The following is a 25571-nucleotide window of genomic DNA, read 5'->3' on the forward strand; positions in this document are numbered from 1 at the left end:
ACACCGCCCCGGTGCCGCGCCGAGGCGTGCCCGCCTACGGCGCGGGCCGCCCCGAGCCGGTCCAGGAGGCCGTGGTCGTGACCCGCGCGGGCGGCGAGGTCCGCCTCGAGAACCAGGCCGTGCGCGCGGTGCTCGACGCCTCCGGCGCGCTGGTCTCCCTCGTCGGCCGGGCCGACGGACGCGAGACCATCGCCCCCGGCGCTCGCGGCGCGCTGCTGCAGCTGCACCGCGACGCGCCCAACGCCTGGGACGCCTGGGACATCGACGAGTTCTACCGCCGCGTGGTCCGCGACCTCGATGCTCCGACCGCCGCCGAGGTCGAGGAGGAGGACGGCGGGGCCCGCGTCTCCTTCACCTACACGACCGCGCTCGCCGACGGCGAGGAGACCTCCGGCGTCACCGGCGCGGGCTCCGCGATCGTGAAGACCTTCGTGCTGCGCCCGGACGACACCTCCCTCGGGATCGAGGTGGACCTCGACTGGCGCGAGCGCAAGAAGGCGCTCAAGCTCGCCTTCCCGCTGGACCTGCGCGCCTCCCACCTCTCCAGCGAGATCCAGTTCGGGCACGTGGACCGGCCGGTCCCGGTGAACACCTCCTGGGACTTCGCCCGCTTCGAGACCTGCGCGCACCGCTGGGTCCACGCGGCCGAGGGCGAGCACGGGGTGGCGATCGCGAACGACTCCACCTACGGCCACGACGTGCTGCGCACCGTGCGCGAGGACGACGGCGGCACCACCACCACGACCCGTCTGACCCTGGTGCGCTCCCCGGAGTACCCCGACCCCGCCGCCGACCACGGCCGGTACACCCTGCGCGTCGCCGTGCGACCGGGCGCGGGGATCGCCGAGGCGATCGAGGAGGGCTACCGGCTGAACCTGCCCGAGCGCACCGCGCCCGCCGCGGCCGCGTCCCTGCTCGCCGTGCCGCCGGTCACGGTCGCGCCGGCCGATGGGGAGGGCGCCTCGAGCGTCATCGTCGAGACCGTGAAGCTCGCCGAGGACCGCTCCGGGGACCTGGTGCTGCGGCTGTACGAGTCCTCCGGCGCCCGCGCCGCGGCGACCCTCTCCCTCGAGCCGGCCCTCGCGGGCGGCGAGGTGGTGGCCACGGACCTGCTCGAGCGTCCCTTCGGGGAGGGCACCCCGGCGTTCCGCTCCGCCCTCGCGCGGGGTGAGGACGGCACGGTCGAGCTCTCCTTCCGTCCCTTCGAGATCAAGACGCTGCGCATCGCCCGCGGCTGAGCGCCCCGGGACCCGGCCCTTCAGACGTTGTGGACCAGCGGTCCTGCCGGCTCGCGCCAGCCGGCGAGCACCTCGAGCATCCGGACCATCCGCACCGTCTCCCGCACGTCGTGGACCCGCAGGATCCGGGCGCCCAGGCGGATCGTCCACGCGGCCGCGGCGAGGGAGCCGGCGAGCCGCTCCTCCTTCGGCAGGTCCAGCGACTCGTCCACGAAGTCCTTCCGCGAGAGCGCTGCGAGCAGCGGCAGGCCGAGCGCGGCGTACTCGCCCCAGTCGCGCAGCACCTCGAGGGTCTGCTGCGTGCTCTTGTTGAGGTCCGGGCCGGGGTCCAGCACGATCCGCTCCCGCGCGATGCCCGCCTCGAGCGCGCGCTCCAGGCGTGCGGCGAGGAAATCCCGCACCTCCTCGACCACGTCCTCGTAGCGGGGACGGGGGAAGGGGCGGCGCGGCTCCGCGACCGAGTGCGTGAGCACGAGCGAGGCGCCGGCGCGGGCGACCTCGTCGGCCATCCGCGGATCGGACAGGCCCGTGGTGTCGTTGATCAGATCCGCCCCGACCTCGAGCGCGGCGCGGGCGACCGAGGCGTGGAAGGTGTCCACCGAGAGCAGCACCTCGCCCGGCAGCTCGCGGCGCAGCTGCTCGATCACGGGGACCACCCGGGCGGCCTCCTCCGCGGGGTCCAGCGGGTCGCCGGGCGCGAACTTCACCCCGCCCACGTCGACGATGTCGGCGCCCTCCTCCGCGGCGCGGAGCCCTGCGGACACCGCCTGCTCGAGCTCCCAGGTGCGTCCCTCGTCGAAGAAGGAGTCCTGGGTGCGGTTGACGATCCCCATCACCAGCACGCGCCGGGAGGTTTCGGGCAGGGGGCGCGGCGTCGGAGCGCCCAGCCCGGTCCCGGGCTCGGGGGATACAGTGGCGAGACGGCTCGGAGGACGGCCCGTCGGACCCTCGTCATGCACGGTGTTCATGGTCCGTTCCTCTGCTGTTCGGGCGGCCGTCCCACATCTTTGAGCGTCGCCTGACCTGCACTACGTTAAGACTGCACACGGTATTGCACCACCCGGCGCCCGTGCCTCACGGGATCCGGGGACCTGGACTATTGGAGGACTTGCCCCATGAAGATCGTCGTCGCCGGTGGAGATGGGTTCTGCGGCTGGCCCACCGCCCTGTACCTCTCGCAGAAGGGCCACGACGTGACGATCGTGGACAACCTGGTGCGACGCGAGATCGACGTGGAGCTCGGCTCGAACTCCGTCACCCCCATCCTGCCGCTCGAGGAGCGGGTCGCGGCGTGGAAGGAGGTCTCCGGCAAGGACATCGAGGTGCGCATCGCGGACCTCACCGACTACGACGCCGTCTCCGCGCTCTTCCAGGAGATCCAGCCGGAGTCGTTCGTGCACTTCGCCGAGCACCGCTCCGCCCCGTACTCGATGATCGACCGCGAGCACGCGATCGAGAACCACCGCAACAACGTCGAGGGCACCCTGAACGTGCTGTGGGCGATCAAGGACTTCGCCCCCGACTGCCACCTCGTCAAGCTCGGCACCATGGGCGAGTACGGCCAGCCGAACATCGACATCGAGGAGGGCTGGATCGAGATCGAGCACAAGGGCCGCAAGGACCGCCTGCCGTTCCCGAAGGCCCCCGGCTCCTTCTACCACCTCACCAAGGTGCACGACAGCGACAACATCATGTTCGCCTGCCGCATCTGGGGCATCCGCGCCACCGACCTCAACCAGGGCGTCGTCTACGGCCTCGAGACCGACGAGACCCGCCTGGACCCCCGCCTGGTGAACCGCTTCGACTACGACGCGGTGTTCGGCACGGCCCTGAACCGCTTCATCATCCAGGCCGCGATCGGCCACGACCTCACCGTCTACGGCAACGGCTCCCAGACCCGCGGCTACCTGGACATCCAGGACACGGTGCGCTGCATCGAGATCGCCTGCGAGAATCCCGCCGACCGCGGCGAGTTCCGCGTCTACAACCAGTTCACCGAGCAGTTCTCCGTCAAGGAGCTCGCCGAGAAGGTGCAGAAGGTCGGAGGCGACCTGGGCCTGGACGTGAAGATCGCCCCCACGGAGAACCCGCGCGTGGAGAAGTACGACCACTACTACAACGCGGTCAACACCAACCTCCTGGACCTCGGGCTGCAGCCGCACCTGCTCACCGACGAGCACCTCACCGAGGTGCTGAAGGTCGCGATGAACAACACCGATCGGGTCAAGCGCGAGCTGGTCATGCCCACCGTCACCTGGAAGTGAGCCCCGTTCCGTGAAGATCGCGATCGTCACGGAGACCTTCCTGCCCTCCGTCGACGGCGTGGTGACCCGCCTGCGCCACGCCGTCGAACGGTTCACCGACCTCGGCCACGAGGTCATGGTGATCGCCCCCGACCTCGGGGTCACCGAGCACCACGGGGCACGGGTGGTGGGCATCCGCCCGGTGACGCTGCCGTTCTACAAGCATCGGCGCTTCACCCTCCCCAGCCCCAACGTCGACGGCATCATCCGCGGCTTCCACCCGGACGTCGTCCACGCCGCGCAGCCGCTGCTGCTCGCGTCCTCGGGAGCCTTCGCCGCACGCCGGCAGCGGATACCGCTGGTCGCCAGCTATCACACCCACATCCCCCGCTATCTGGACCTCTACCGGGCCTGGACCTGGGGCAAGCCCGCGGTGTGGTGGCAGATCAAGCGCAACCACGCGATGGCCGACATCAACATCGCCACCTCCGAGACCATGAAGCAGGAGCTCGCCCAGCACGGGATCGAGGACCTCCACGTGGTGCGCCGCGGCGTGGACACCGAGACCTTCCATCCCCGCTTCGCGAGCGAGGAGATGCGCTCGCGGCTCACCGGCGGGCACCCGGAGAAGAAGCTCCTGGTGTTCGTGGGCCGGCTCGCCGCGGAGAAGGAGATCCACACGCTGCGCCCCATGATGGAGCGCCGCGACGACGTGGCCCTCGCGATCGTGGGTGACGGCCCCTACCGGGGCGAGCTCGAGGAGCTCTTCGCCGGCACGCGGACCACGTTCCCCGGATTCATGGAGGGGGAGGAGCTCGCGAGCGCCTTCGCGAGCTCCGACGCCTTCGTCTTCCCCTCGGTCACCGAGACCCTGGGACTGGTGATCCTCGAGGGCATGGCCTCCGGGCTGCCCGTGGTCGCCGCGCGCTCGGGGCCGACGATGGAGCAGGTCACCGACGGGGTCGACGGCCTGCTCTACGACTCCGGCGACCAGGCGAGCCTGGACGCGGCGCTGACCCGGCTCGGCGACGCGGAGCTGCGCGGGAGGATCCGGAAGGCCGCCCGCGCCGAGGCGGAGAGGTTCTCCTGGGAGAACGCCTCCGACGACCTGCTGCGCTACTACGAGATGGCGATCGTGAAGCACGGACGCAGCCATGACTGAGGCGGCGGCGGGCGGGCGCGAGGAGCGCACCCGTGCTGTCCCCACCGCACCGCTGCCTCGCCTGGAGCCGGTGACCCTCGCCGGTCACGGGATCCGCCTCGAGCCCCTCTCCGAGGCGCATGTCCCGGGCCTGCAGGGCGCGGTCGCCGACGGGGGGATCCACCGCCTGCCCTTCGCCCCGCACGTGCCCGCGCCGGAGGCGGTCGAGGGCTCCGTCCGCGGTCTCCTGGCCGACGTCGAGGCGGGCACCCGTCTCGCCTGGGCCGTAGTGCGCGCGGCGGACGAGCAGGTGGTGGGGCTGACCACCTTCATGAACCTCGCCCTCGCCGACCGCGGCCTCGAGATCGGCAACACCTATCTCGCCGGCTCCGTGCACCGCACCGGGGTGAACACGGCGATGAAGCACCTGCTGCTCTCCCACGCCTTCGACGAGCTCGAGATGCTGCGCGTCGAGTTCCGCGTGCACCACCTGAACCTCGCCTCGCGCCGCGCCGTCGAGGCCCTCGGCGCACAGCAGGACGGGATCCTGCGCGCCCACCGCATCCTGCCCGACGGCTCGGTGCGCCACACGGTCGTGTACTCGATCCTCGCCCACGAGTGGCCGGGGATCCGGGCGATGCTGGAGGGGCGGATCGGTCGCACGCCGCACTCGGCGCGCGGCTGATCGAGGGGCGGCGCCGAGGAGCCCGCCCGCTCAGCCTCCTGCTGGGACCCTCCACAGCAGGCGGAACCACAGCTCGGTCCCGTCCTCGAGGGTGTGCACGTCGACCTCGCCCTGGTCGGTGCGGTGGAGCCTCTGCGCGGTGGAGCGTCGGCGTGTGGCCTGCAGGTGGTCGTACTCGTCCTGGACCCGGAGCACCTCAAGGGGGGAGTCCACGGTGCCGGTGCCCGAGTCCTCGATCTCGTGCAGAGCGAGGAGGCTGAGCTTCCGCTCACGCTCGGCGTCGGACTCCTGTCCGAGCGCCTGGTGGGCGCGGGCGAGCAGGCCGTGCGCCTGCGGGGAGAGGAAGAGCCCCGGCATGCGTGCACCGATCGTCCCCAGGACGGCCTGCGGGGACGGAGCCTCCCCGAGCTGCTCGCGCAGCGCGATGCGGGGGTCGAAGGTCCGATCGCCCAGGATCGCGGCGCGCAGCGGACGGCGCGTCTCGGGGGTCGGGTCCAGGAGGAACGCCTCCATGATGTCGGGGAACTCCACGATGCCTCGTCTCGGGTGGATCGGTGCGGGTCAGGGCAGGTCGAAGGTGGTCCACGCGGTGCCGTCGAAGGAGACGACGCCGTGCAGGGCGGAGATGCCGTGGAGGGTCGTGCCGTCCGGGGCCCAGGCCAGGCGGTCGAGGCCGCCCGGGGCGTCGGGCAGGTCCTCGCGGTCGCCCGTCCCACGATCCCAGATCATCACCCGTCGCTCGTTGCGGCCGGTGACCGCGATGCGCGTGCCCTCGGAGTCCACGGCGATGCTGCTGACGTCCAGGCCCTCCGGAACCGGTCCCTCCTCCAGCGTCCCGTCGGCCCCCAGGGCGTACAGCCGCGCGCGCTCCGGGGAGCTGGTGGTGCTGGTCTCGGGGATGCCGCTGCCGATCAGCAGCGTGCTGTCGGCCGCGTACGCCACGGCTCGCGGCGCGAACTCCACGCCCTCGATCTCGGAGGAGAGTGTCGACGTCTCGACGTCCCACAGCTGGGGAGCGCCCGCGGTGCCGCAGACGGCGAGGGTCCTGCCGTCCGGGGAGAGCGCGATCGACAGGGGGCGCACGGCGGTGGTGTCCAGCACCTGACCGGGCGTGCAGCCCGCCTCGCCGATCCCGGTCCACAGCCGCACCGTCCCGTCGGCTCCGAGGGAGACGAGGAGCTCGCCGTCCGCGGAGAAGACGAGGTCTTGGATGAGGTGCCGGCCGCTGTCCTGGAGCGGCTCGCCGTGCCCGGTGAGGGTCCAGCGCACCTCGCCCTCCGGGGTGGTCAGCTCGATGTGCTCCGCGCCGCCGACGGCGAGGAGCGTGCCGTCCGGATGCCAGGCCAGGGCCCCGGTGAGCGCGTTGTCGAAGCGTGCGGAGACGGTCCCGTCGGCCGTGGACCAGAGCGCGGTGCCGGCGGTGCTCGTCGTCCCGGATCGTGCCGCGCCGAGGCCCGCGGCCGCGGCCAGCTGCGTCCCGTCGGGCGAGAGGGCGAGGGCCCCGTGAGCCACGACCGAGGGGTCGATCGCCGTCTTCGCGGCGCCGCCGCCGTCGCTCGCGCCGGAGCTCCGCTGCCGGGCGGTGGCGCCCTCCTGACAGGCTCCGGCCTCGGGCGTCGTCGTCCCGTCCATCCCCGGTCCTTCCTCTTCCCGGCGGCAGGCGCCGAGCAGCGCGAGTGCGGAGCCGAGCCCTGCGAGCCCCAGGACGCGCCGCCGATCCGGTCCTGCCCCGCGCTCTCCCGGGCTCTCGGTCCCTCGGTGTGTCATGGTCCCTCGCTGACCGGGATGCCGGCATCCCGCTGGTACTGCTGGAGGTCCTCGAGGGTCAGGTCTCCGGCGAACTCGTCCTCCCGCTCGCGCGCGTCGACCTCGACCGGCTGAGCACGGTATCCCTCGTAGTCGTCGTCGGGATCGATGTAGTTGCCGGGCTCGCTGTTCTCGCGCCAGGCCTCGATCTCCTCCCGGGTGATGCCGTGCTCCTCCTCGATGCGCTCGTAGTCCGCCTCCGGCCCGTCCACCCAGGGCAACCAGTCCCACATGCCGCCCTCGGTCTGCTCGACGAACTCGTGCTGGGCGGCGTGACGCACCTCGTGCACCGTGGTGAGCGCCAGGTCGGGGGAGTAGAGCATGTACTCGTTCATCCTCAGCTCGCCGCTGTCATCGCTCCAGCTCCCGTAGGTGACCATGCCGTCCTCGTCCGGCTCCTCGTAGAAGAAGGTGATGTCCACCGGTTCCATGCCGTAGCGCTCGAACTCCTGGTCCACCATCTCCTGGAGGACCGCCTGCTTCTGCTCCGGGGTCATCACCCGCCAGGCGTCCTGCACCTCGGGATCCAGCGGCACGTCTCCAGCGTCGTCGTCGAGCATGCGGACGGAGGTGCTGCCGTCCCCCGTGCCGTCGTCCGCGCCGCCGCCCGCACCGCCCTCGCCCTCGGAGGCGGCGTCCTGCTCCTCGGCGTCCTGCTCGGCGGTCTCCGCCAGCTGCTGGAGGCGCTCGAGCGCACGGCTCCACTGCGGTCCGACGGCGGAGGACCACGTCTCGCGGAAGCGCTCCGCGTCCTCGCCGCGCCAGATCTCCGCGCTGCCGAGGATCCGTCCCTGGAGTGCGGCGTGCTGCTCGGCGAGGAGCCGGCCGGAGGAGCGCATCCGCTCCGCGGTCGCCCGCACCTGCTCGGGATCCATCCCCTGGAAGGCCATCCTCGTCCCCTGTCCCCGTCCCCTGCACGTCGATGTCGCCGCCGCCGCGCCCCCGCGCGTCGACCCCGTCAGGGTAGCAACGGCTCCGCCCCGGCTGTGGCACAGGTCGCACCACGATGCCCCGTCGGCCTCCTTCGCACCCCGACTATGACGGCTTATGACGCGATTCTGGCGCGCTCCCGACCCGCGCCGTCATAGTCAGGGTCATGACCAGCACCGCCACCGAGCCCGGCACTCGCACGGGCAGCACCGTCCCGGAGCCCGCGGCAGCCGCCGCCCGGCGCAGCGCGCCCGACGGCGTGCGGCTGGACGGCGTGGCCCGCTCCTTCGACACCCCGCAGGGCCGCCATGACGTGCTGCGCGGTCTCGATCTCGAGCTCCGCTCCGGCGAGATCCTCGCGGTCGTCGGCCCCTCCGGCTGCGGGAAGTCGACCCTGCTGCGGCTCATCGCGGGCCTGGACCGGCCCAGCGCCGGTGCGCTGAGCCTCGGCGGCTCGGCGCTCGTCGGCACCGACGAGCGCACCGCGGTCGCCTTCCAGGAGCCGCGCCTGCTGCCCTGGCGCACGCTCGAGAAGAACGTCGCCCTGGGCCTGCCCCGCACCACCCCCGCGAAGGCGGGCCGCGAGCGGGTGCGCCACCTGCTGCAGCTGGTCGGCCTCGAGCACGCCGCGGACCTGCGACCCCGCGAGGTCTCCGGCGGCATGGCCCAGCGCGCCTCCCTCGCCCGTGCTCTCGCCCGCAGCCCCCAGGTGCTGCTGCTCGACGAGCCCTTCGGGGCGCTCGACGCCCTGACTCGCCTGCGCATGCAGGACCTGCTGCTGAAGATCCACGCCGCCGAGCCCACCACGGTCCTCGTCGTCACCCATGACGTCGAGGAGGCGCTGTACCTCTCCGACCGGGTGCTGCTGCTGCGCTCCCTGCGCGCCGCCGACCAGGTCGAGCCGGGCCTGCCCTCCCTCGCCCGCACCGTCGAGGTGCCCGGCGCCCGCCCCCGCGACCGCGCCGACGCCGCCCTCGCCGGGCTCCGCATGGAGCTCCTCGAGGGACTCGGCGTCCACGCGCACACCACCCCGTCCACCACGACTTCCTCCGAGGACCGCTGATGAGCCACCGCACCGCCCGCACCCTGACCCGCCGCTCCGTCGCCGCCCTCGGCCTGACCGCGGCCGCCGCTCTCGGCGCCGCCGGCTGCGTGGCCGGCGAGGGCTCCGAGAACGCCGCCGGCGCGGGAGCCTCCGGAGGCGGGGCGGGGGAGTGGAGCACCGACTCGCTCACCATCGACTTCGCGACCTACAACCCGCTCAGCCTCGTCGTCCGCGACCAGCAGCTGATCGAGAAGGCCCTCGGCGAGTCCGTCACCGTCGAGTGGGTGCAGTCGGCCGGCTCCAACAAGGCCAACGAGCTGCTGCGCTCGGGTTCGGCGGACGTCGCCTCGACCGCGGGCTCCGCCGCGCTGCTCGCCCGCGCCAACGGCTCTCCGATCAAGGTCATCGGCATCTTCTCCCAGCCCGAGTGGTCCGCGCTCGTCGTGCCGGAGGGCAGCGACGTGACCGGTCCCGCGGACCTCGCCGGCCGCCCCGTCGCCGCGACCCCCGGCACCGACCCGTACTTCTTCCTGGTCCAGGCGCTCGCCGAGGCGGGGCTGTCCATCGGGGACGTCGAGCTGCAGCCCCTGCAGCACGCCGACGGCCGCTCCGCCCTCGAGGGCGGCAGCGTCGACGCCTGGTCGGGGCTCGACCCGATCATGGCCGCGGCCGAGGTCGAGTCCGGGGCGCAGCTCGCCTACCGCAACGTCGACTTCAACACCTACGGCTTCCTCAACGCCACCGAGGAGTTCATCGACCAGCACGCCGATGTCGCCCAGGTGGTCGTCGACGCCTACGAGGAGGCGCGCACCTGGGCGCTCGAGCACCTCGAGGAGACCGCGGCGCTGCTCGCCGAGGTCGCCGGCATCGGCCCCGAGGTCGCGAGCACCGTGATCACCGAGCGCTCCAACCTCGACGTCTCCGGGGTGCCGGGCGAGGACCAGCTCGCGGTGCTCGAGGCGATCTCGCCCGTGCTCGCCGACTCGGGCGACGTCGCCGGCGGCGCCGAGGACGTCGAGAAGGCCCGCAACGAGATCATCCACGACGCCTTCGCGCTCGCCGCGGTGGAGGAGAAGTGAGCCTCGCCGAGAGCCCCCTGCCCACCTCGACCGGCCCGGCGGCCCCGGCCGGCGCAGGCTCCTCCGGCGCCGATCCGTCGGCCGGCGGCCCCTCGGTCGGGGCGTCGGATGCTCGGCCCTCCGGCTGGGACCGGCCCGGGTTGCGCCTCGCGGCCGGGGCGCTGGTGCCGCTGGTGATCCTCGCGGCCTGGCAGCTGGTCACCGCGACCGGGCTCGTGCCCGCCTACCGCCTGCCGGCGCCGCTGACCGTGCTGCAGGCGGGCGGCGACCTCGTCTCCCGCGGCGAGCTCGGCCTGCACATCGCGATCTCCGTGCAGCGCGTGCTGCTCGGCTTCGCGATCGGCTCCGTGATCGGCCTCGCCGTCGCCGCGGTCGTCGGCCTCTCCCGTGCCGGGGACGCGCTGCTGAGCCCCACCCTCGCCGCGCTGCGGGCCGTGCCCTCGCTCGCCTGGGTGCCGCTGCTGATCCTGTGGCTGCAGATCGGCGAGGAGTCCAAGGTGACCCTGATCGCGATCGGCGCCTTCTTCCCCGTCTTCACCACCGTCGCCGCCGCGCTGCGGCACATCGACCCGCACCTGGTCGAGGCGGGGCGCTGCTTCGGCCTGCGCGGCTGGTCCCTGTTCCGCACTGTTCAGCTGCCGGCCGTGGTGCCCTCGGTCGTCTCCGGACTGCGTCTCGCGCTCGCCCAGGCGTGGCTGTTCCTCGTCGCCGCGGAGCTGATCGCCTCCTCGATGGGCCTCGGCTTCCTGCTCAACGACTCCCAGCAGAACGGCCGCGTGGACCGGATCCTGCTGACCATCGTGCTGCTCGCCCTGCTGGGCAGCCTCACCAACGCCCTGCTGGGTCTCGTCGAGAAGAAGCTCCTGAGGAGGTGGGCATGACCGCCACCGACACGAACACCACCGACACGAACACCGCCGACACGAACACCACCGAGTCCCGACTGGTCGAGGCCCGCACCTTCGCGCCGGACCCGGCGCTCGCGGGCACCTGGAACGTCGGCCCCGGGATCCACGCGCAGGCCGAGGCGGACCCGATCGCCTTCTGGGAGGACGCCGCCCGGCGCCTGGACTGGGCCGAGCCCTGGAACACGGCGCTCGAGTGGGAGCCGCCGACGACCGACCCCGCGACCGGGGAGCTGTCCGTCCCCGCCGCACGCTGGTTCGTCGGCGGGCGCTTGAACGTCGCCGAGAACTGCGTGGACCGCCATGTCGCGGCCGGCCGCGGCGAGAAGGTCGCCCTCCACTTCGAGGGCGAGCCCGGGGACCGCCTCTCCGTCACCTACGCGGACCTCCAGGCCCGCGTCTCCCGCGCCGCGAACGCGCTCACCGACCTCGGCATCGGCCCCGGCGACCGCGTCGTCGTCTACCTGCCGGTGCTCGTCGAGACCGTCGTCATCGCGCTCGCCTGCGCCCGGATCGGCGCCGTGCACTCCCTCGTCTTCGGCGGCTTCAGCGCCGAGGCGGTCCGCTTCCGCCTCCAGGACACCCGCGCGAAGCTGCTGGTCACCTCCGACGGGCAGTTCCGACGCGGGAAGGCCGTCGAGGTGAAGTCCGCCGCCGACGAGGCCGCCCGCGACCTGCCCGACCTCGAGCACGTCCTCGTCGTGCGCCGCACCGGCCAGGACGTCGCCTGGACCGAGGGTCGAGACGTGTGGTGGCACGAGAGCGTGGACCGCGCGAGCGAGGAGCACGTGCCCGAGCCCTTCGACGCCGAGCACCCGCTGTTCATCATCTACACGTCCGGCACCACCGGGAGGCCGAAGGGCCTGGTCCACACCTCGGGCGGCTATCTCGCCCACGCCTCCTGGTCGCACTGGGCGCACTTCGACGCGAAGGATTCCGACGTCCACTGGTGCACCGCGGACCTCGCCTGGGTCACCGCGCACACCTACGAGATCTACGGCCCGCTCAGCAACGGCCTCACCCAGGTCATCTACGAGGGCACCCCCGGCGAGCCGCACCGCGAACGGCACCTCGAGATCATCGAGCGCTACGGCGTGACCGTCTACTACACGGCGCCCACCCTGATCCGCACCCTCATGTCCTGGTTCGGCGAGGAGCTCCCGGACGGGCACGACCTGTCCACGCTGCGCCTGCTCGGCACCGTCGGCGAGGCGATCAACCCCGAGGCCTGGATCTGGTTCCACCGCACCTTCGGCCGCGGCGAGCTGCCGATCATCGACACCTGGTGGCAGTCCGAGACGGGTGCGTCGATGCTCGTGCCCCTGCCCGGGGTGACCACGCTGAAGCCCGGCTCCGCGACCGGCCCGCTGCCCGGCATCGACATGGCCGTGGTCGACGAGGCCGGCCGGGAGGTCTCCGCCGGGGTCGCCGGCACGCTGGTGGCCCGTCGGCCCTGGCCCGGGATGGCCCGCACCGTCTGGGGCGATCCGGAGCGCTATCGCGACTCCTACTGGCGGGACTACGCCGGCTGCGGCGAGCACGGCGGCTACTACGTCGCCGGGGACTCCGCCACGGTCGACGCCGACGGATGCTTCTGGATCCTCGGCCGACTCGACGACGTCGTGAACGTCTCCGGGCACCGCCTGTCCACGATCGAGATCGAGTCGGCGCTGGTCGCCGAGGGCAGCGTGCAGGAGGCGGGCGCCGCCGGCATCGACGACGCGCTGACCGGCCAGGCCGTCGCCGTGTTCGTCATCCCCCGCGGGGACCGCCGGCCCGACGCCGCGGCCCTGCGCGACCAGGTCGCCCGCGAGATCGGCCCGATCGCCAAGCCCCGCCACGTGATCGAGGTGCCGGACCTGCCCCGCACCCGCTCGGGGAAGATCATGCGCCGCCTGCTCGCCCAGCTCGTCCACGCCGAGCGGGCCCGGCGCGCCGGCCGCACCCCCGGACCGCTCGGGGACGTCACCTCCCTGCAGAACCCGGAGGCCGTCGCCGCGGTCGCGGACGTGCTCGCGTCCCTCCCCGCGGACGACCCGACCGTCTCCCCGCAGGACTGACACACTTCCCACCGCCCGCACCGACCGTCGGCCCCGCCGACCAAGGAGGACCCATGACCACCACCGTCCCCGCCTCGAGCCTCGAGACGCCGCTGAAGTTCGCGTACTGGGTGCCGAACGTGTCCGGCGGCCTCGTCGTCTCCACGATCGAGCAGCGCACCGACTGGCAGCTGCCCTACAACTCGCGCCTGGCGAAGATCGCCGAGGACTCCGGGTTCGAGTACGCGCTGACCCAGACCCGCTACGCCGCCAGCTACGGCGCGGACAAGCAGCACGAGGCCTCCGCCTTCTCCCTCGCCCTGCTGGGCGCGACCGAGCGCCTGCGCGTCATCGCCGCCTTCCACCCCGGCATGTGGCACCCGGGCGTGCTCGCCAAGTGGCTGATCACCGCCGACCACCTCTCCGGCGGCCGCGCCGCGGTCAACATCGTCTCCGGCTGGCTGAAGGACGAGTTCGTGAACTTCGGCCTCGAGTGGCTCGAGCACGACGAGCGCTACGTCCGCACCGAGGAGTTCATCCGCGCGCTGCGCGGCCTGCTCACCGAGGACGGGTACACCCAGGACGGGAAGTACTACTCGATCGACGGCTTCACCCTGAACCCGAAGCCCGTCGACGTCCCCGGCCGCCCCCACCCCGAGATCTTCTTCGGCGGCAACTCCACCGCCGCGCAGGCCACCGCCGGCCGCGTCGCCGACTGGTACTTCTCCAACGGCCGCACCCTCGAGGGCTACCAGGAGAACGTCGCCGGCGTCCTCGCCTCCGCCGCCGAGGCCGGCCGCTCCCCGAGGTTCGGACTGAACGGCTTCGTCATCGCCCGCGAGTCCCGCCAGGAGGCCGAGGACACGCTGCGCGAGATCGTCGCCAAGGCGCACCGCCCCGCCGTCGAGGGCTTCAAGCAGTCCGTGCAGGAGGCCGGCGCCTCCACCAAGGACGGCAAGGGCATGTGGGCGGACTCCTCCTTCGAGGACCTCGTCCAGTACAACGACGGCTTCAAGACCCGTCTCATCGGCACGCCCGAGGAGATCGCCGACCGCATCATCGAGTACAAGAAGATCGGCGTGAACCTCCTGCTGACCTGCTACCTCCACTTGCAGGAGGAGGTCGCCGCCTTCGGCCGGGACGTGATGCCGATCGTGCGCGAGAAGGAGAAGGACCTCGCCCGTGCCCACGGCACCGAGCTGAACACCGACCTGCTCCCGGTCGCCCCCGGCGTCTCCGCCGAGGAGGCCGCGGCCGCGACCTCCGAGACCCTCCCGGCCGACCACCCCGCGAAGGCCGGTGTCGCTGCGTGAGCCAGGAGACCCTCGAGAACCAGGCCCCGTCGGCCCCGGAGCCCCCGTCGGCCCCGGAGGGCGGTTTCGGGTTCCGCACCCGTGCGCTGCACGCCGGAGGCACCCCCGACGCCCAGCACGGCGCGCGCGCCGTCCCGATCTACCAGACGACGTCGTTCGTCTTCGACGACGCGGACGACGCCGGGACCCTGTTCGCGCTGCAGAAGTACGGCAACATCTACTCCCGCATCGGCAACCCCACCGTCGCCGCCTTCGAGGAGCGCATCGCCTCGCTCGAGGGCGGGATCGGGGCGGTCGCGACCGCCTCGGGGATGAGCGCCGAGTTCATCACCTTCGCGGCGCTCGTCGGCGCGGGGGATCACGTGGTCTCCTCCGCGCAGCTCTACGGCGGCACCGTCACCCAGCTCGACGTCACCCTGCGCCGCTTCGGCGTGGAGACCACCTTCGTCGCCTCCTCCGACCCGGAGGACTACCGCGCCGCGTTCCGGCCGGAGACGAAGGTGCTGTACGTCGAGGTGATCGGCAACCCCTCCGGCGAGATCGCCGACCTCGAGGGCCTGGCCGAGCTCGCCCACGAGCACGGCGTCCCGCTGGTGGTCGACGCGACCCTCGCCACCCCGTACCTGGTGCGGCCGCTCGAGCACGGCGCGGACATCGTCATCCACTCGGCCACGAAGTTCCTCGGCGGGCACGGCACCACCCTCGGCGGCGTGGTCGTCGAGTCGGGCCGCTTCGACTGGGGCAACGGGAAGTTCCCGACGATGACCGAGCCTGTCGAGTCCTACGGCGGGCTGCGCTGGTGGGACAACTTCGGCGAGTACGGCTTCCTCACCAAGCTGCGCTCCGAGCAGCTGCGCGACATCGGCCCCTCCCTCTCCGCACAGGCGGCGTTCCAGCTGCTGCAGGGCGTGGAGACGCTCCCGCAGCGGATCGACGCGCACCTGGCCGGGGCGCGCGCGGTCGCCGAGTGGCTCGACGCGGATCCGCGGGTCTCGTTCGTGACCTGGGCGGGGCTCGAGTCCCATCCGCACCACGAGCGCGCTGCGAAGTACCTGCCGCTCGGCCCCGGCTCCGTCTTCGCCTTCGGCGTCCGGCCGACGGGGGAGCACGCGAGCGCCGAGGACGAGGCGGCCGCGGCCCGCGCCGCGGGCGAGCGGGTGATCGAGAACCTGCAGCTCGCCTCGCACCTGGCGAACATCGGGGATGCGCGCACCCTCGTGCTGCACCCGGCCTCGACCACGCACCGCCAGCTCACCGCGGAGCAGCTCGTCGCCGGCGGCGTCCGGCCCGACCTCATCCGCATCTCGGTGGGCCTCGAGGACGTGGAGGACATCCTCTGGGACCTCGACCAGGCGATCACCGCGGCGACCGGCCGCAGCAGGGAGGAGCAGGCATGAGCGAGCAGACGCTCACCGCACGGACGTGGCAGGGCCCCTCGGCCCCCGAGCGGCTCGCGATCCTGCGCCGGGCGCGCTCGATCGCGATCGTCGGCGCCTCGACGAACCCCGCCCGGGCCAGCTACTTCGTGAGCACCTACCTGCTCTCGAGCGCGCCCTACGACGTCTACTTCGTCAACCCCCGCGCGACGACGATCCTCGGACAGCCGGCCTACGCCTCGCTCGCGGACCTGCCCGTCGTGCCCGACATCGTCGACGTGTTCCGCAAGGACGCCGACCTGCCGGGCGTCGCCCGCGAGGCCGTGGAGGTCGGCGCGAAGGCGCTGTGGCTGCAGCTCGGCTCCTGGAACGAGGAGGCCGCCGCGATCGCCGAGGCCGGCGGCCTGGACGTGGTGATGGACCGCTGCGTGAAGATCGAGCACGCCCGCTTCCACGGCGGGCTGCACCTGGCCGGGTTCAACACCGGCGAGATCACCTCCCGCAAGCAGCGGCTCAGCGCGCGGCGCTGAGCGTTCGCTCGGAGATCAGGCGCGGGTCGGGGTTCCCTCGACCCGCGTTCTGCTGTGCGGGGACCGTCCTGTTCAGCCCTCCACGCGAAGGTCGAGGTGCGCGGCGAGGAGGGGCGCGAGCGCGGTGACCTGTGCGGAATCGAGCGTCGCGCCCGCCAGGCCCTCGAGGTTCGCGATCGACCCCATCTCCAGCTCGCGCAGGTCCACGTCCTCGAGCCGGGCGTGGGGCAGGGTGACGGAGCCGGCGCGGCAGTTCACGAAGGCGACGCGGGAGGCGGTGACGGCGCCGAGGTCGAGCTCGTCGATCGTGCAGTTCTCGAAGAGCACGTCCTCCAGCGTGGAGGAGCGCAGGTTGATCCAGTCGAGCTTCGTCCCGGTGATGCGGGTGGAGCGGATCTCGGCGTCGTAGACGTTCAGCGCCCCGATCCGCGAGCCGACGAGCTCGACGTCGCGCCAGGTGGAGCGGGTCGCATCCAGCACCGGGGCGTTCGGGCCCTCGATCCGGGTCTCGAGCAGCCGGGCGTGCTGGAGCACGGTGGTGTGCGCGGTGACGCCGACCAGCTCGCACTCGGTGAAGGTCGCGCCGGTGAGGTCCGCCCCGGTGAGATCGGCGCCGACCAGGCGCAGGCCGTCGTGCCGGTCCTGGGCGGTCAGCTGCGCGGCGTCCGCCTCCTCGAGGTAGGGCAGGACCAGACGCTCGAGGACGGGCTGGCGGGTGGTGGTGCGGCGGCGCATGGGGACCTCGGATCGACGGCGGGCGGTCGCACTCAAGGGGACGGGGAGGGGGAGACGCTCCGGCAGGATTCGAACCTGCGACCCACTCCTCATGAGGGAGCTGCTCTACCGGGCTGAGCTACGAAGCGGTGATGTCGAACGGGTGTGACGGGACCAGCCTGCGGGACCGGTCCGGCGGTGTCGAGCGTGCTGTCATCTGCCGTCGCATTCGAGGTGCGGCACCCGCGACCTTTCCTCCACAGAGGGTGGTTATCCACATTTTCGCGTGAAATTCGGTGGAGTGTCCGAGTGGTGTGTGGTTGCATTTCAGGACGTGACGCTCGAATCCGAGCAGAATGCCTTTGGCCTGTGCATATGTTCGGATCGGCGGACAGGTGTGCGCGCGACAGCTTCTCCCCGCTCAGTGTTATCCACATTCTTCTGCGGGGCTTTCCTTTGTCGGTGGGGGCCGGAAGAATAGGGCCATGACTCTCGCAGTGCAGGACCTCGACGCGGCTGCTGGTGATCCCCACCAGCAGCTGGTCGACGCCGTGCGCGCGGGAGGTCCCGGAGCGCTCGCCGAGGAGCTCGGAGACCGCGCCCATGTGCTGAGCGCCCTGACCGGGTTCCCGCAGGAGCTGTTCACCGCCGCGGATCCGTCGGCCGAGGCGTTCCGCGACGTGATCGGCAGCCTGCACGCCCTGCGCAGCGCGATCGACGCGCTCGAGATCCGCGCCGTCGTCGCGCTCGCCGATTCCCTCACCCTGCGCAGGCAGGCCGAGGCGCGTGCGCACGCCGCGCAGGAGTCGGGGGAGGAGCCGCCGCCCGCACAGCTGCTGCGCGCGGCATCCCGTGAGGCGGCCCGCGAGGTCTCGATGCTCACCCGCCGCTCCCCGGCGTCCGCCTCCCGCTCGCTCGCCGCCCGGCGACGGCTCGTCGCAGACATGCCGGTGATGCTCTCCGCTTTCGCGGACTCCCAGGTCACGACCGAGGACGCCTATCGCACCGCCCGCTCCTTCGCCCCGCTCACCCCGGCCCAGCGCCGCGAGGCGGACCGGCTGCTCGGGGAGCGCCTGCCCTATCTCGACGGCGCCGGCTCCGAGGAATGGGCCGACGCCCGCGCCGCCGCGATCTCCCTCGCCGACCCGGACGGCGAGGCCCGCCGCCACCAGCACGCGAAGCGCGACCGGCACGTGACGGTGCGCCGCGGCGAGCACGGCATGGCCACGGTGACGGCGCACGTCACTGCGCTGGACGCGGCCCTGATCCGCAAGCGTCTCTCCCTCGAGGCCGAGCGCCTGCGCGCCGCCGGTGATCGCCGCGGGCACCAGGCCATCCAGGCCGACACCTTCGTGGACACCCTGATCGGCCGCAGCGAGAGCATGGAGCCGGTGACCCTGGACATCGGCGTGATCATCACCGACCACGTGCTCCTGGACCCCGGCACGGGTGACCTCGCCCAGATCGAGGGCTACGGCACCGTTCCCGCCGAGACGGTGCGCGAGTCCCTGCGCGGACCGCTGGATGCCCTGATAGGCGACGCCAACAGCGGCGACGAGGCGCTCGGGCCCGACGGTCCGGCGCTGCGCGCCGTGCTGCGACGTCTGTACGAGCACCCGAGGGCCGAGGAGCTCGTCGGCGTCGAGTCCCGGGCGCGGGCCTTCCCGCCTGCGCTCGCCCGCTTCATCCGCCTGCGCGACCGGACCTGTCGCGGCCCTCACTGCAGCGCCCCTATCCGCCACATCGACCACATCCGGCCCCACGCCGCCGGCGGCCGCACTTGCCTGGACAACGGACAGGGAGCCTGCGCGTACTGCAACGACAAGGAGCAGCAGCTGGCGAGCGTGGAGCGGGTCGGGGATCCGGCGGTCGACGGGCACGTGGTGGAGTGGACGACCCGGCTCGGCACCACCCGACGGACCCGCTCGGCACGGCTCAGCGCGGCAGAGGACGAGAGGCAGGATCCTCCGTCGTCGAGCGAGCCGGACGACGTCGAGCCGCCACCGCACCGCCCGTGTTGAGGACGGCCGGGCGGAGGATCAGGGGAGGTCGAAGGTCGTCCACCGCGTGCCGTCGAAGGCGAGGACCCCTTCGCGCGAGCTCAGGCAGAACAGCATGTCCTCCTTGGCGGACCAGACCATGCTGTCCACCGCGGACTCGGACTCGATCTCGTGCCGGGTCTCCTCGCCGCTCTCCCGGTCCCACAGCAGCAGCTCCTCGTCGGCGTGCAGCGCGACGCGGTGCCCCGGCCCCACCGCGAGATCCGCGAACCAGGTCGAGGCGGTCACGGGGCCCTCGACCACGGAGCCGTCCGTCCCGACCGCCATGAGCGCTCGCGGTTCGTCGGCGGCCACGATCAGGGCGCCGTCCGCCGCATGGTCGAGCGCGAAGACGATCCCCGGCACGTCCTCGAGAATCTCCGTGCGCCGGCCCGTCATCGGGTCCCAGAGCGTCGTCGGGTTCGCCTCATCGCCTTCGCTGGAGGACGAGGTGGCGCCGACCGCGAGGACGGAGCCGTCGGGCGAGTAGCTGAGATTCCGGTTGTGCCGCGGTCCGGTCCGCAGGACGTGCCCGCTGCCGCAGGACTCCGGGTCCATGTCCCACAGACGTACGGTCCTGTCCGACCCCGAGGAGGCCAGCTGCGTGCCGTCCGGGCTGAACGCGAGATCGAGGATCGCCGCGGTGTCGCCGCGCGGCAGCTCGTGCCCGAACAGTGTGCGCTCGAGCGTTCCCTCGAGATCGACGATCGAGACCAGACGGCCGTCGCCGATCGCCAGGCGGTCCCCGTCCGGGTGCCAGGCGAGCCTGCCCAGCATCGGAGGGCGGAATCTATGGATCACCGCCCCGGTCCCCGCATCCCAGAGGACGATGCCCCTGGTCTCGGCGTGCTCAGGATCCTGTGGGAAGCCCATCTCGCAGGCCGCGAGCGTCGAGCCGTCGGGGGAGATCGTGAGGGTCGAGGACATGAACAGCAGGGACTCGTCGAACGGGACGGGATCCACGATGACGCCCTCCGGCACCGTCTCGTACGCCTCCTCGGGGATCTCCTCGGAGGGGTCTATGCAGATGCCGGGGCTTCCCGACCCGGGCAGGGGCGGGAGACCGCCCGAGCATCCTGCGAGCGCCAGGGCGCCGGGGAGGGCGGTCGCGCCCAGCAGCAGGCGTCGGCGCGAGCAGTCCGTCATCGTCATCGCCTCTTCGTCCCCATGGTCGCGAGCCGCTGCACGCCGTCGTCCGAGCGCGTGACCGGGCTGGTCATCGTGCCTCGATGCTAGGAGCGTTGCGCGGAGACGGCCATGGGGAGCGCTCCCCATGCCCGGCCTCCCTGCCGTGGCCCACCGCCCCTCAGGGCAGCTCGAACTGCCGCCACTGCGTCCCGTCCCAGGCGGAGATCCCTTCCGACTCGCTCAGCGTGTACAGCGTCGCCTCGTCCGGGGACCAGCAGACTCTCTCCAGGAGCGACCTCTCGAGCGTCTCCTGCTCGTCGCTGTCCCGATCCCACAGCTGGAGGGTGCCCGACGCGCTGAGCACCGCGACCCGGGTTCCCGTGCCGACGGCCAGGTCCCTGAATCGTGCCGCGTCCACCGGCGGGCCCGTGCTCGTCGATCCGTCCGGCGCGTGCACGGTGAGCGAGGACGGCTCGTCGAGCACCTGGACCAGGGAGCCGTCCCCGCTGTACCCGAGCCCGAGCACCACCCCGTCGACCCCGTCGAGGACCTCCTCACGCCGGCCGCTGCGCGGATCCCACAGCCCGGTCGGCTTCCCGCCCTCGTCGGCGCCCGACTGCTCGACGCCGCCGACGGCGAGGCGCGTGCCGTCGGGCGAGAACGCCACGGTTCTCTGTCGACGGGTTCCCGGGGTGAGGACCCGGGTGCCCGTGCAGCTGTCCGCGGAGGTCGAGTACAGCCGGACGGCGCCGTCGCTGGCCGAGGCCGCCAGCAGCGATCCGTCCGGGCTGTAGGCGACGTCGAGGATCCGCGCGGCAGTCCCACGGGGATCCGCATTGCCCACGAGGTTCCGCAGCAGCGAGCCCTCGACATCCACCTCCGCGACGTGGAGGGCGTCGCCGACCGCGAGGCGCGATCCGTTCGGGTGCCAGGCCAGCGGCCCGATGGCGCGGGGCTTCAGCCGACGCACGATCTCCCCGGTGCGCGTGTCCCACAGCAGCACTCCGTGGGTGTCTGCGAGGTCGAGCTGGTACCGGTCCGGGGCCTCGCAGGCCGCGATGAGCGTGCCGTCGGGGGAGACGACCGGGGTCTGTATCTCGAAGTAGTGCTCCTCCGACGGCGGCACGATCCGGGCTCGGGCGCCCCGCGGCCGGCGGGGCGGCTCCGGCTCGGGCACCTCCTCGTCCGGTCCGAGGCAGCTGCCCGCCTCCGGGCTGCTCCCGCAGCCGGGAAGCAGCAGCGCCGCCGGCAGGGCCGCGGCGCCGAGCAGCCAGCGACGCCGTGGCAGGCTGTGCACGTCATGGGGGAGCGTCATGGCATCACGTCCTCGAGGGGGACGCAGGGAGCAGTCGTGCTGCCGGGCGGCTCATGAGGTGACCGGGACACCGGCATCGCGCTGGTACTGCTGGAGCTCCTCGAGAGTGATCTCCTCTGCGAACTCCTCCCCTTCCTCGAAGGCATCGTCCTCGAGCGGCTGCTCCCGGTACGCCTCGTACTCCTCGGTCCAGGCGTCCTTCTCTGATTGCGGGGCGTCCTCGCCCGGCTGGTCCTCTGCCGGAGGGTCCACGTAGTCCTTGTCGTTCTCGCGCCAGGCCTCGATCTCCTCCTGCGTGACGCCGTGCTCCTCCTCGACGCGGTCGTACTCCGCGGCGCTGTCGTCCTCCCGCCAGAACTGCCACGCCGGCGGAGCGTCGGTCTCCTCGACCCAGTTGTCCTGTGCGGCATGCCGGGCCTCGTGCGCGACGGTGTTGAGCGAGTCCGGGTCGGCAACATGGTTCTCGTCGATCTGGATGTGCTCCCCGCGCAGGGGATGCCAGATGTCGAACTCGTACCAGAAGCCGAGTGCTCCGTCCTTCGACAGATCCTCGAAGTAGACGGGCACGTCGTCGACACCCTGACGCTCGAGCTCCTGGGCCGCGATCTCCCGCAGGACCCGCTTCTGCTCAGACGCGTCCATTGCGTTCCAGGCGTCGGCGACCTCCTGGCTCACCTTCCCGTCACCGCCGCCGCCGGCGCGGCGCCCCCGGCCCGGTGCACTGCTGGAAGGCTCAGGTGCGTTGCCGGATGAGCCCGCCACGCCGCCCTCGCGCTCGCCCTGCGAGGCGGTCTCCTGCTGATCCACCTCCTCCTCGAGCAACGTCCCGGCGGCCGCGAGCGCGGTGCACTGCTCGCGCAGCAGCCGAGACGCGCCGGTGCTCCAGTCCGCGCGGAAGCGCTCCGCGTCCGGCCCCCGCCAGATCGACTCACTCGCCCGCACGAGCGCATCGAGCACGCCGTGCCGCTCCTCGAGACGTTCGCCGGCAGCCCGCAGACGCTCGGCATGAGCCTCGCCCTGCGCGGTGTCCATGCCGATGAGCCCCATGGCCTCCCCTTTCGTCCCGTTCCGGGATCGACCCTAGGGGAAATCTGGCATCGAGGACATGGGGAGTCCTCCCCTGTGGACGGAGCTCAGCTCCGCGGATCGGCTTCGGTCCCGTCCTGCTGCGCGGCGGCCGACGGGGCGAGCCAGAGCAGCCGGAACCACACCTCGCCGCCGTCCTCGAGAGTGTGGACGTCGAACTGTCCGCGCTCGTCGGAGACCTGCCGCTGGGCGGTCGGGCGCTGAGAGGAGGCGCGCAGGATGTCGTACTCGTCCTCGATGCGGAGCACCGAGCACGGCTCCTCCTCGGAGCCGCTGCCCGAGGCCGCGATGCTGTCGAGCGCGAGCCGGGAGAACTTCGCCTCGATGCGGCCTGCCTCGGCGTCGCCCAGCTCGGTGAGCGCCCCCGCGAGATAGCCGTGCGCGGACGGGCTCAGGAGCGCGCCGGGCATCCACGAGCGGATCAGGTCGACGATCTCCCGGTGCTTCCCGGCGCGCAGCAGCGGGACGACCCCCCGGGAGACGGAGAGCAGAGGGTCGTAGCGGGGAGCAGCCATGATCCCGGCCTGCAGGTCGTGAAGACCCTCGGGCGTCGGGTCCAGGGCGTAGGCCTCGACGAGGTCGTTCAGGGACATCGTGTGTCCTTTCGCTGGTCAGGTGGGAGAGCCGTGGAGGCGGAGGAGGCCCCTGTCGGTCGGCGCGTCAGGAGCGTCAGGGCGTCTCGAAGCTGCTCCAGGACTCGCCGCCGGACCAGGCGACGACGCCCTGGGACGGGGAGGCGCTGTACAGCGTCGTGCCGTCGGGGGAGAACACCAGCCGGCCGGCGGACCCTCGCACGACGGGCAGCTCGATCAGCGTGCCGTCCTCGGCGTGCGCCAGCCCGGCGACCGTCCCGGGGAGGTCCGGCCCGGCGCCTGTCCGCGTCCCGGCGTGCGGGTCCCAGAGCTCGACCGTGCCGTCCTCGGCGCAGAGGGCGAGCGTGTCGTCGGCGGGGGAGAGGCTGAGCGCGATCACCGTCCGAGCTCCGCAGCGATCTCGTGCTCGACCTCGCAGGTCTCGTCCTCGAGGTGCCAGATCGTGACGCGTCCGTCGGCGCCGAGCACCACCAGGCGGGTGCCGTCGGCGGTGAGGGCGAGATCGCCGACCCGGTTCCCGATCCGGGGGCCGAAGGGCTCCTCGCCGCCGGTCAGCACCTTCAGCACCTCGCCGTCCGCCTCGCGGAGCTCGGCGGTCGTGACGCCCCCGATCGCGAGCCGCCCGCGGGAATCCGCGGCGATCGCACAGACCAGGCCGTTGTCGAGCCGTTCGAGGATCGTGCCGTCCGCGGTGCTCCACACGACGGTCCCGAAGGTGTCCGACTCGCCGAGCATCAGCGCGTCCGAGGTCTGCTGGGCCGCGATCCGTTCCCCGCCCGCGAACAGGGCCAGTCCGTCCTCCGACAGAGGCCGGTCCGGGATCGCCTCGTTCTCCGGGCCGGCGTCCGCGCGCGCGGGCAGCAGGCTCGCACCGAGCAGTCTCCGTCGGCTGGGGGAGAGGGGCATCGTCGCTCCAGGGGATCATCGGCGCCTCGGACCGGACGGCGTTGCGGTCTCGCCGTCCTCCCGATGCTAGGCGAGCCGCCCGCAGGCCACGATGGGGAGCGCTCCCCATCTCAGCCACAGGACGGGCGGCGCCCATGGACCCCTAGCCGGCCCTCAGGCCCCCGCGGCCGCCTTCGCCGCCGCCGGCAGCACCGCCGCGATCCGGTCGAGGACCTCGTCGGTGTGGGCGGTGGAGACGAACCACGCCTCGAAGGCCGAGGGAGGGAGGTACACCCCGCCCTCGAGCATCGCGTGGAAGAAGCGGGTGAACGCCTCGGTGTCCTGCGCCTTCGCGTCGTCGTAGGTCGTGACGGGCTCGCCGCGGAAGAACACCGAGAACAGGGTGCCGGCGGTCTGGACCACGTGCGGGACGCCCTCGGCGGTCAGCGCGTCGGCGACCAGCTGCTGCAGCGTCCTCGAGGCCCGGCCGAGCGTCTCGTAGGCCGCGTCGTCGAGCCCGGCGAAGGTCGCGAGCCCCGCCGCGGTCGCGAGCGGGTTCCCCGAGAGGGTGCCGGCCTGGTAGACGGGGCCGGCCGGGGCGAGCAGGCCCATCAGGTCCTCGCGCCCGCCGAAGGCGCCGACGGGCAGACCGCCGCCGATCACCTTGCCGAAGGTCATCAGGTCCGGCGCCCAGTCCTCGCCGGTGCCTCGCGGGCCGTCGACCCCGTAGTGCCCCTCGCGGCTCGCGCGGAAGCCGGTGAGCACCTCGTCGCTGATCAGCAGCGCACCGGCGGCGTGCGCCGTGTCGGCGAGGAACCGGTTGAAGCCCACCCCGTCCTCGGCGAGCGGCGGGACGACGCCCATGTTCGCGGGCGCGGCCTCGGTGATGATCGCGGCGATCTCACCGCCGCGCTCGGCGAACAGGGACGTGACGGCCTCGCGGTCGCCGTAGGGCAGCACGACCGTGTCCTTCGCGGTCGCGGCGGTGACGCCGGCCGAGCCCGGCATGGCGAAGGTCGCGACCCCGCTGCCCGCCTCGGCGAGCAGCGCGTCCACGTGCCCGTGATAGCAGCCGGCGAACTTCACGACCACGTCGCGGCCGGTCGCGGCGCGGGCCACGCGCAGCGCGCTCATCGTCGCCTCGGTGCCGGAGTTGACCAGGCGCAGCTGCTCGACGGGGCCGATGCGGCGTGCGACCTCCTCGGCGAGGGTGACCTCCCCGGCCTGCGGGGCGCCGAAGGACAGGCCCCGCCCGGCCGCCTCCCGCACCGCCTCGACCACGCCGTCATGCGCGTGGCCGAGGATCATCGGACCCCAGGAGCCGACCAGGTCGACGTACTCGTTGCCGTCCGCGTCGGTGAGCAGGGCGCCCTTCGCGCTGGTGAGGAACGGGGGCGTGCCGCCGACGGAGCCGAAGGCGCGCACGGGCGAGTTCACGCCGGAGGGGATGACGCGGCGGGCGCGGTCGAAGAGATCGGCGG

At 72.7% G+C, this 25571-nt stretch carries 24 protein-coding genes and 1 tRNA gene; 12 read left to right on the plus strand and 13 right to left on the minus strand.

Annotated elements, in window-relative coordinates; translation table 11 throughout:
• A partial coding sequence (locus HMPREF3159_RS10500; RefSeq protein WP_246821608.1) for a glycoside hydrolase family 38 C-terminal domain-containing protein occupies positions 1-1238 on the plus strand: 1238 nt, incomplete at its 5' end.
• A gap of 20 nt (positions 1239-1258) precedes the next feature.
• On the opposite strand, the gene folP is transcribed toward HMPREF3159_RS10500, so the two are convergent.
• Positions 1259-2206, minus strand: a complete 948-nt coding sequence (gene folP, locus HMPREF3159_RS10505) for a dihydropteroate synthase (RefSeq protein WP_070500982.1) — start codon at positions 2204-2206, stop codon at positions 1259-1261.
• Between the two features lie 147 nt (positions 2207-2353).
• Here folP and HMPREF3159_RS10510 point away from each other — a divergent pair, with 147 nt between their 5' ends.
• Genes HMPREF3159_RS10510 through HMPREF3159_RS10520 form a run of 3 tightly spaced genes read left to right on the plus strand, consistent with a single transcriptional unit; the run spans position 2354 to position 5307 of the window.
• The gene (locus HMPREF3159_RS10510; protein WP_070500983.1) at positions 2354-3502 is read left to right on the plus strand and encodes an NAD-dependent epimerase/dehydratase family protein; all 1149 of its coding nucleotides are present in this window, start codon (positions 2354-2356) and stop codon (positions 3500-3502) included.
• A 10-nt stretch (positions 3503-3512) separates the two neighbouring features.
• The gene (locus tag HMPREF3159_RS10515; protein WP_070500984.1) at positions 3513-4643 is read left to right on the plus strand and encodes a glycosyltransferase; all 1131 of its coding nucleotides are present in this window, start codon (positions 3513-3515) and stop codon (positions 4641-4643) included.
• Entirely contained in the window at positions 4636-5307 is a 672-nt protein-coding gene (locus HMPREF3159_RS10520) for a GNAT family N-acetyltransferase (protein ID WP_083305912.1), read from the plus strand. Before HMPREF3159_RS10515 ends, HMPREF3159_RS10520 begins: the two co-directional genes overlap by 8 nt.
• A 30-nt stretch (positions 5308-5337) precedes the next feature.
• Here the strand turns inward: HMPREF3159_RS10520 and HMPREF3159_RS10525 are convergent, their stop codons facing one another.
• From HMPREF3159_RS10525 to HMPREF3159_RS10535, 3 genes are all read right to left on the minus strand, one after another.
• The gene (locus HMPREF3159_RS10525) at positions 5338-5838 is read right to left on the minus strand and encodes a hypothetical protein (RefSeq protein ID WP_070500985.1); all 501 of its coding nucleotides are present in this window, start codon (positions 5836-5838) and stop codon (positions 5338-5340) included.
• A gap of 30 nt (positions 5839-5868) precedes the next feature.
• Positions 5869-6939 (minus strand): WD40 repeat domain-containing protein, encoded by a 1071-nt coding sequence (locus HMPREF3159_RS10530; RefSeq protein ID WP_070500986.1) that lies wholly within the window; start codon positions 6937-6939, stop codon positions 5869-5871.
• A 131-nt stretch (positions 6940-7070) separates the two neighbouring features.
• A complete protein-coding gene (locus HMPREF3159_RS10535; protein ID WP_070500987.1) occupies positions 7071-8003 on the minus strand; it encodes a WXG100 family type VII secretion target in 933 nt (310 codons plus the stop codon).
• Positions 8004-8209: 206 nt separating this feature from the next.
• Here HMPREF3159_RS10535 and HMPREF3159_RS10540 point away from each other — a divergent pair, with 206 nt between their 5' ends.
• From HMPREF3159_RS10540 to HMPREF3159_RS10570, 7 genes are read left to right on the plus strand one after another with little or no spacing between them, the layout of a single operon-like run.
• On the plus strand, positions 8210-9106 hold the full coding sequence (locus HMPREF3159_RS10540; protein ID WP_070500988.1) for an ABC transporter ATP-binding protein: 897 nt from the start codon (positions 8210-8212) through the stop codon (positions 9104-9106).
• Positions 9106-10167, plus strand: coding sequence for an aliphatic sulfonate ABC transporter substrate-binding protein (locus HMPREF3159_RS10545; RefSeq protein WP_070500989.1), 1062 nt, complete (start codon positions 9106-9108; stop codon positions 10165-10167). The genes HMPREF3159_RS10540 and HMPREF3159_RS10545 overlap by 1 nt, the downstream gene beginning before the upstream one ends.
• Positions 10164-11048, plus strand: coding sequence for an ABC transporter permease (locus HMPREF3159_RS10550; protein ID WP_210388866.1), 885 nt, complete (start codon positions 10164-10166; stop codon positions 11046-11048). The genes HMPREF3159_RS10545 and HMPREF3159_RS10550 overlap by 4 nt, the downstream gene beginning before the upstream one ends.
• Entirely contained in the window at positions 11045-13132 is a 2088-nt protein-coding gene (acs, locus tag HMPREF3159_RS10555; RefSeq protein WP_070500990.1) for an acetate--CoA ligase, read from the plus strand. The genes HMPREF3159_RS10550 and acs overlap by 4 nt, the downstream gene beginning before the upstream one ends.
• A 53-nt stretch (positions 13133-13185) precedes the next feature.
• The gene (sfnG, locus tag HMPREF3159_RS10560) at positions 13186-14424 is read left to right on the plus strand and encodes a dimethylsulfone monooxygenase SfnG (RefSeq protein WP_070500991.1); all 1239 of its coding nucleotides are present in this window, start codon (positions 13186-13188) and stop codon (positions 14422-14424) included.
• Positions 14421-15821, plus strand: a complete 1401-nt coding sequence (locus HMPREF3159_RS10565) for an O-acetylhomoserine aminocarboxypropyltransferase/cysteine synthase family protein (RefSeq protein WP_256374529.1) — start codon at positions 14421-14423, stop codon at positions 15819-15821. Before sfnG ends, HMPREF3159_RS10565 begins: the two co-directional genes overlap by 4 nt.
• Complete coding sequence (locus HMPREF3159_RS10570; protein WP_070500992.1) at positions 15818-16330, plus strand: CoA-binding protein; 513 nt, start codon at positions 15818-15820, stop codon at positions 16328-16330. The genes HMPREF3159_RS10565 and HMPREF3159_RS10570 overlap by 4 nt, the downstream gene beginning before the upstream one ends.
• A 72-nt stretch (positions 16331-16402) precedes the next feature.
• On the opposite strand, the gene HMPREF3159_RS10575 is transcribed toward HMPREF3159_RS10570, so the two are convergent.
• Both HMPREF3159_RS10575 and HMPREF3159_RS10580 read right to left on the minus strand, forming a co-directional pair.
• Positions 16403-17065 carry a pentapeptide repeat-containing protein gene (locus tag HMPREF3159_RS10575; protein WP_070500993.1) on the minus strand — a complete coding sequence of 221 codons (663 nt, stop codon included), beginning with the start codon at positions 17063-17065 and terminating at the stop codon, positions 16403-16405.
• A gap of 54 nt (positions 17066-17119) precedes the next feature.
• Positions 17120-17193, minus strand: a tRNA-Met gene (locus tag HMPREF3159_RS10580).
• A gap of 336 nt (positions 17194-17529) precedes the next feature.
• Here HMPREF3159_RS10580 and HMPREF3159_RS10585 point away from each other — a divergent pair.
• Positions 17530-19065, plus strand: coding sequence for an HNH endonuclease (locus HMPREF3159_RS10585; protein WP_246821609.1), 1536 nt, complete (start codon positions 17530-17532; stop codon positions 19063-19065).
• Between the two features lie 18 nt (positions 19066-19083).
• Here HMPREF3159_RS10585 and HMPREF3159_RS10590 read toward each other — a convergent pair whose 3' ends face one another.
• From HMPREF3159_RS10590 to hemL, 7 genes are all read right to left on the minus strand, one after another.
• Positions 19084-20235, minus strand: a complete 1152-nt coding sequence (locus HMPREF3159_RS10590; RefSeq protein WP_070500994.1) for a WD40 repeat domain-containing protein — start codon at positions 20233-20235, stop codon at positions 19084-19086.
• A 154-nt stretch (positions 20236-20389) separates the two neighbouring features.
• Positions 20390-21526 (minus strand): WD40 repeat domain-containing protein, encoded by a 1137-nt coding sequence (locus HMPREF3159_RS10595; protein ID WP_070500995.1) that lies wholly within the window; start codon positions 21524-21526, stop codon positions 20390-20392.
• Between the two features lie 51 nt (positions 21527-21577).
• Positions 21578-22573, minus strand: a complete 996-nt coding sequence (locus tag HMPREF3159_RS10600; RefSeq protein WP_070500996.1) for a WXG100 family type VII secretion target — start codon at positions 22571-22573, stop codon at positions 21578-21580.
• A gap of 86 nt (positions 22574-22659) precedes the next feature.
• Entirely contained in the window at positions 22660-23205 is a 546-nt protein-coding gene (locus tag HMPREF3159_RS10605) for a DUF4919 domain-containing protein (protein WP_070500997.1), read from the minus strand.
• Between the two features lie 76 nt (positions 23206-23281).
• Positions 23282-23584, minus strand: coding sequence for a WD40 repeat domain-containing protein (locus tag HMPREF3159_RS10610; protein ID WP_070500998.1), 303 nt, complete (start codon positions 23582-23584; stop codon positions 23282-23284).
• On the minus strand, positions 23581-24111 hold the full coding sequence (locus tag HMPREF3159_RS10615; protein ID WP_070500999.1) for a WD40 repeat domain-containing protein: 531 nt from the start codon (positions 24109-24111) through the stop codon (positions 23581-23583). The genes HMPREF3159_RS10610 and HMPREF3159_RS10615 overlap by 4 nt, the downstream gene beginning before the upstream one ends.
• A 153-nt stretch (positions 24112-24264) precedes the next feature.
• Positions 24265-25571, minus strand: a 1307-nt coding sequence (hemL, locus tag HMPREF3159_RS10620; protein ID WP_070501000.1) for a glutamate-1-semialdehyde 2,1-aminomutase, incomplete at its 5' end; no start/stop codon positions are given.

This window comes from Brachybacterium sp. HMSC06H03 (genome assembly GCF_001807385.1).
GTDB lineage: Bacteria > Actinomycetota > Actinomycetes > Actinomycetales > Dermabacteraceae > Brachybacterium > Brachybacterium conglomeratum.

Excerpts from the sequence above, each read along its gene's own strand:
- HMPREF3159_RS10540 (WP_070500988.1), top strand. The coding sequence starts at position 8,210 with ATGACCAGCACCGCCACCGAGCCCGGCACTCGCACGGGCAGCACCGTC.
- folP (WP_070500982.1), bottom strand. The coding sequence starts at position 2,206 with ATGAACACCGTGCATGACGAGGGTCCGACGGGCCGTCCTCCGAGCCGT.
- HMPREF3159_RS10595 (WP_070500995.1), bottom strand. The coding sequence starts at position 21,526 with ATGACGCTCCCCCATGACGTGCACAGCCTGCCACGGCGTCGCTGGCTG.
- HMPREF3159_RS10535 (WP_070500987.1), bottom strand. The coding sequence starts at position 8,003 with ATGGCCTTCCAGGGGATGGATCCCGAGCAGGTGCGGGCGACCGCGGAG.
- HMPREF3159_RS10510 (WP_070500983.1), top strand. The coding sequence starts at position 2,354 with ATGAAGATCGTCGTCGCCGGTGGAGATGGGTTCTGCGGCTGGCCCACC.
- HMPREF3159_RS10590 (WP_070500994.1), bottom strand. The coding sequence starts at position 20,235 with ATGACGATGACGGACTGCTCGCGCCGACGCCTGCTGCTGGGCGCGACC.
- HMPREF3159_RS10545 (WP_070500989.1), top strand. The coding sequence starts at position 9,106 with ATGAGCCACCGCACCGCCCGCACCCTGACCCGCCGCTCCGTCGCCGCC.
- HMPREF3159_RS10600 (WP_070500996.1), bottom strand. The coding sequence starts at position 22,573 with ATGGGGCTCATCGGCATGGACACCGCGCAGGGCGAGGCTCATGCCGAG.
- HMPREF3159_RS10520 (WP_083305912.1), top strand. The coding sequence starts at position 4,636 with ATGACTGAGGCGGCGGCGGGCGGGCGCGAGGAGCGCACCCGTGCTGTC.
- sfnG (WP_070500991.1), top strand. The coding sequence starts at position 13,186 with ATGACCACCACCGTCCCCGCCTCGAGCCTCGAGACGCCGCTGAAGTTC.
- HMPREF3159_RS10615 (WP_070500999.1), bottom strand. The coding sequence starts at position 24,111 with ATGCCCCTCTCCCCCAGCCGACGGAGACTGCTCGGTGCGAGCCTGCTG.
- HMPREF3159_RS10570 (WP_070500992.1), top strand. The coding sequence starts at position 15,818 with ATGAGCGAGCAGACGCTCACCGCACGGACGTGGCAGGGCCCCTCGGCC.
- HMPREF3159_RS10575 (WP_070500993.1), bottom strand. The coding sequence starts at position 17,065 with ATGCGCCGCCGCACCACCACCCGCCAGCCCGTCCTCGAGCGTCTGGTC.
- HMPREF3159_RS10605 (WP_070500997.1), bottom strand. The coding sequence starts at position 23,205 with ATGTCCCTGAACGACCTCGTCGAGGCCTACGCCCTGGACCCGACGCCC.
- HMPREF3159_RS10530 (WP_070500986.1), bottom strand. The coding sequence starts at position 6,939 with ATGGACGGGACGACGACGCCCGAGGCCGGAGCCTGTCAGGAGGGCGCC.
- acs (WP_070500990.1), top strand. The coding sequence starts at position 11,045 with ATGACCGCCACCGACACGAACACCACCGACACGAACACCGCCGACACG.
- HMPREF3159_RS10585 (WP_246821609.1), top strand. The coding sequence starts at position 17,530 with ATGACTCTCGCAGTGCAGGACCTCGACGCGGCTGCTGGTGATCCCCAC.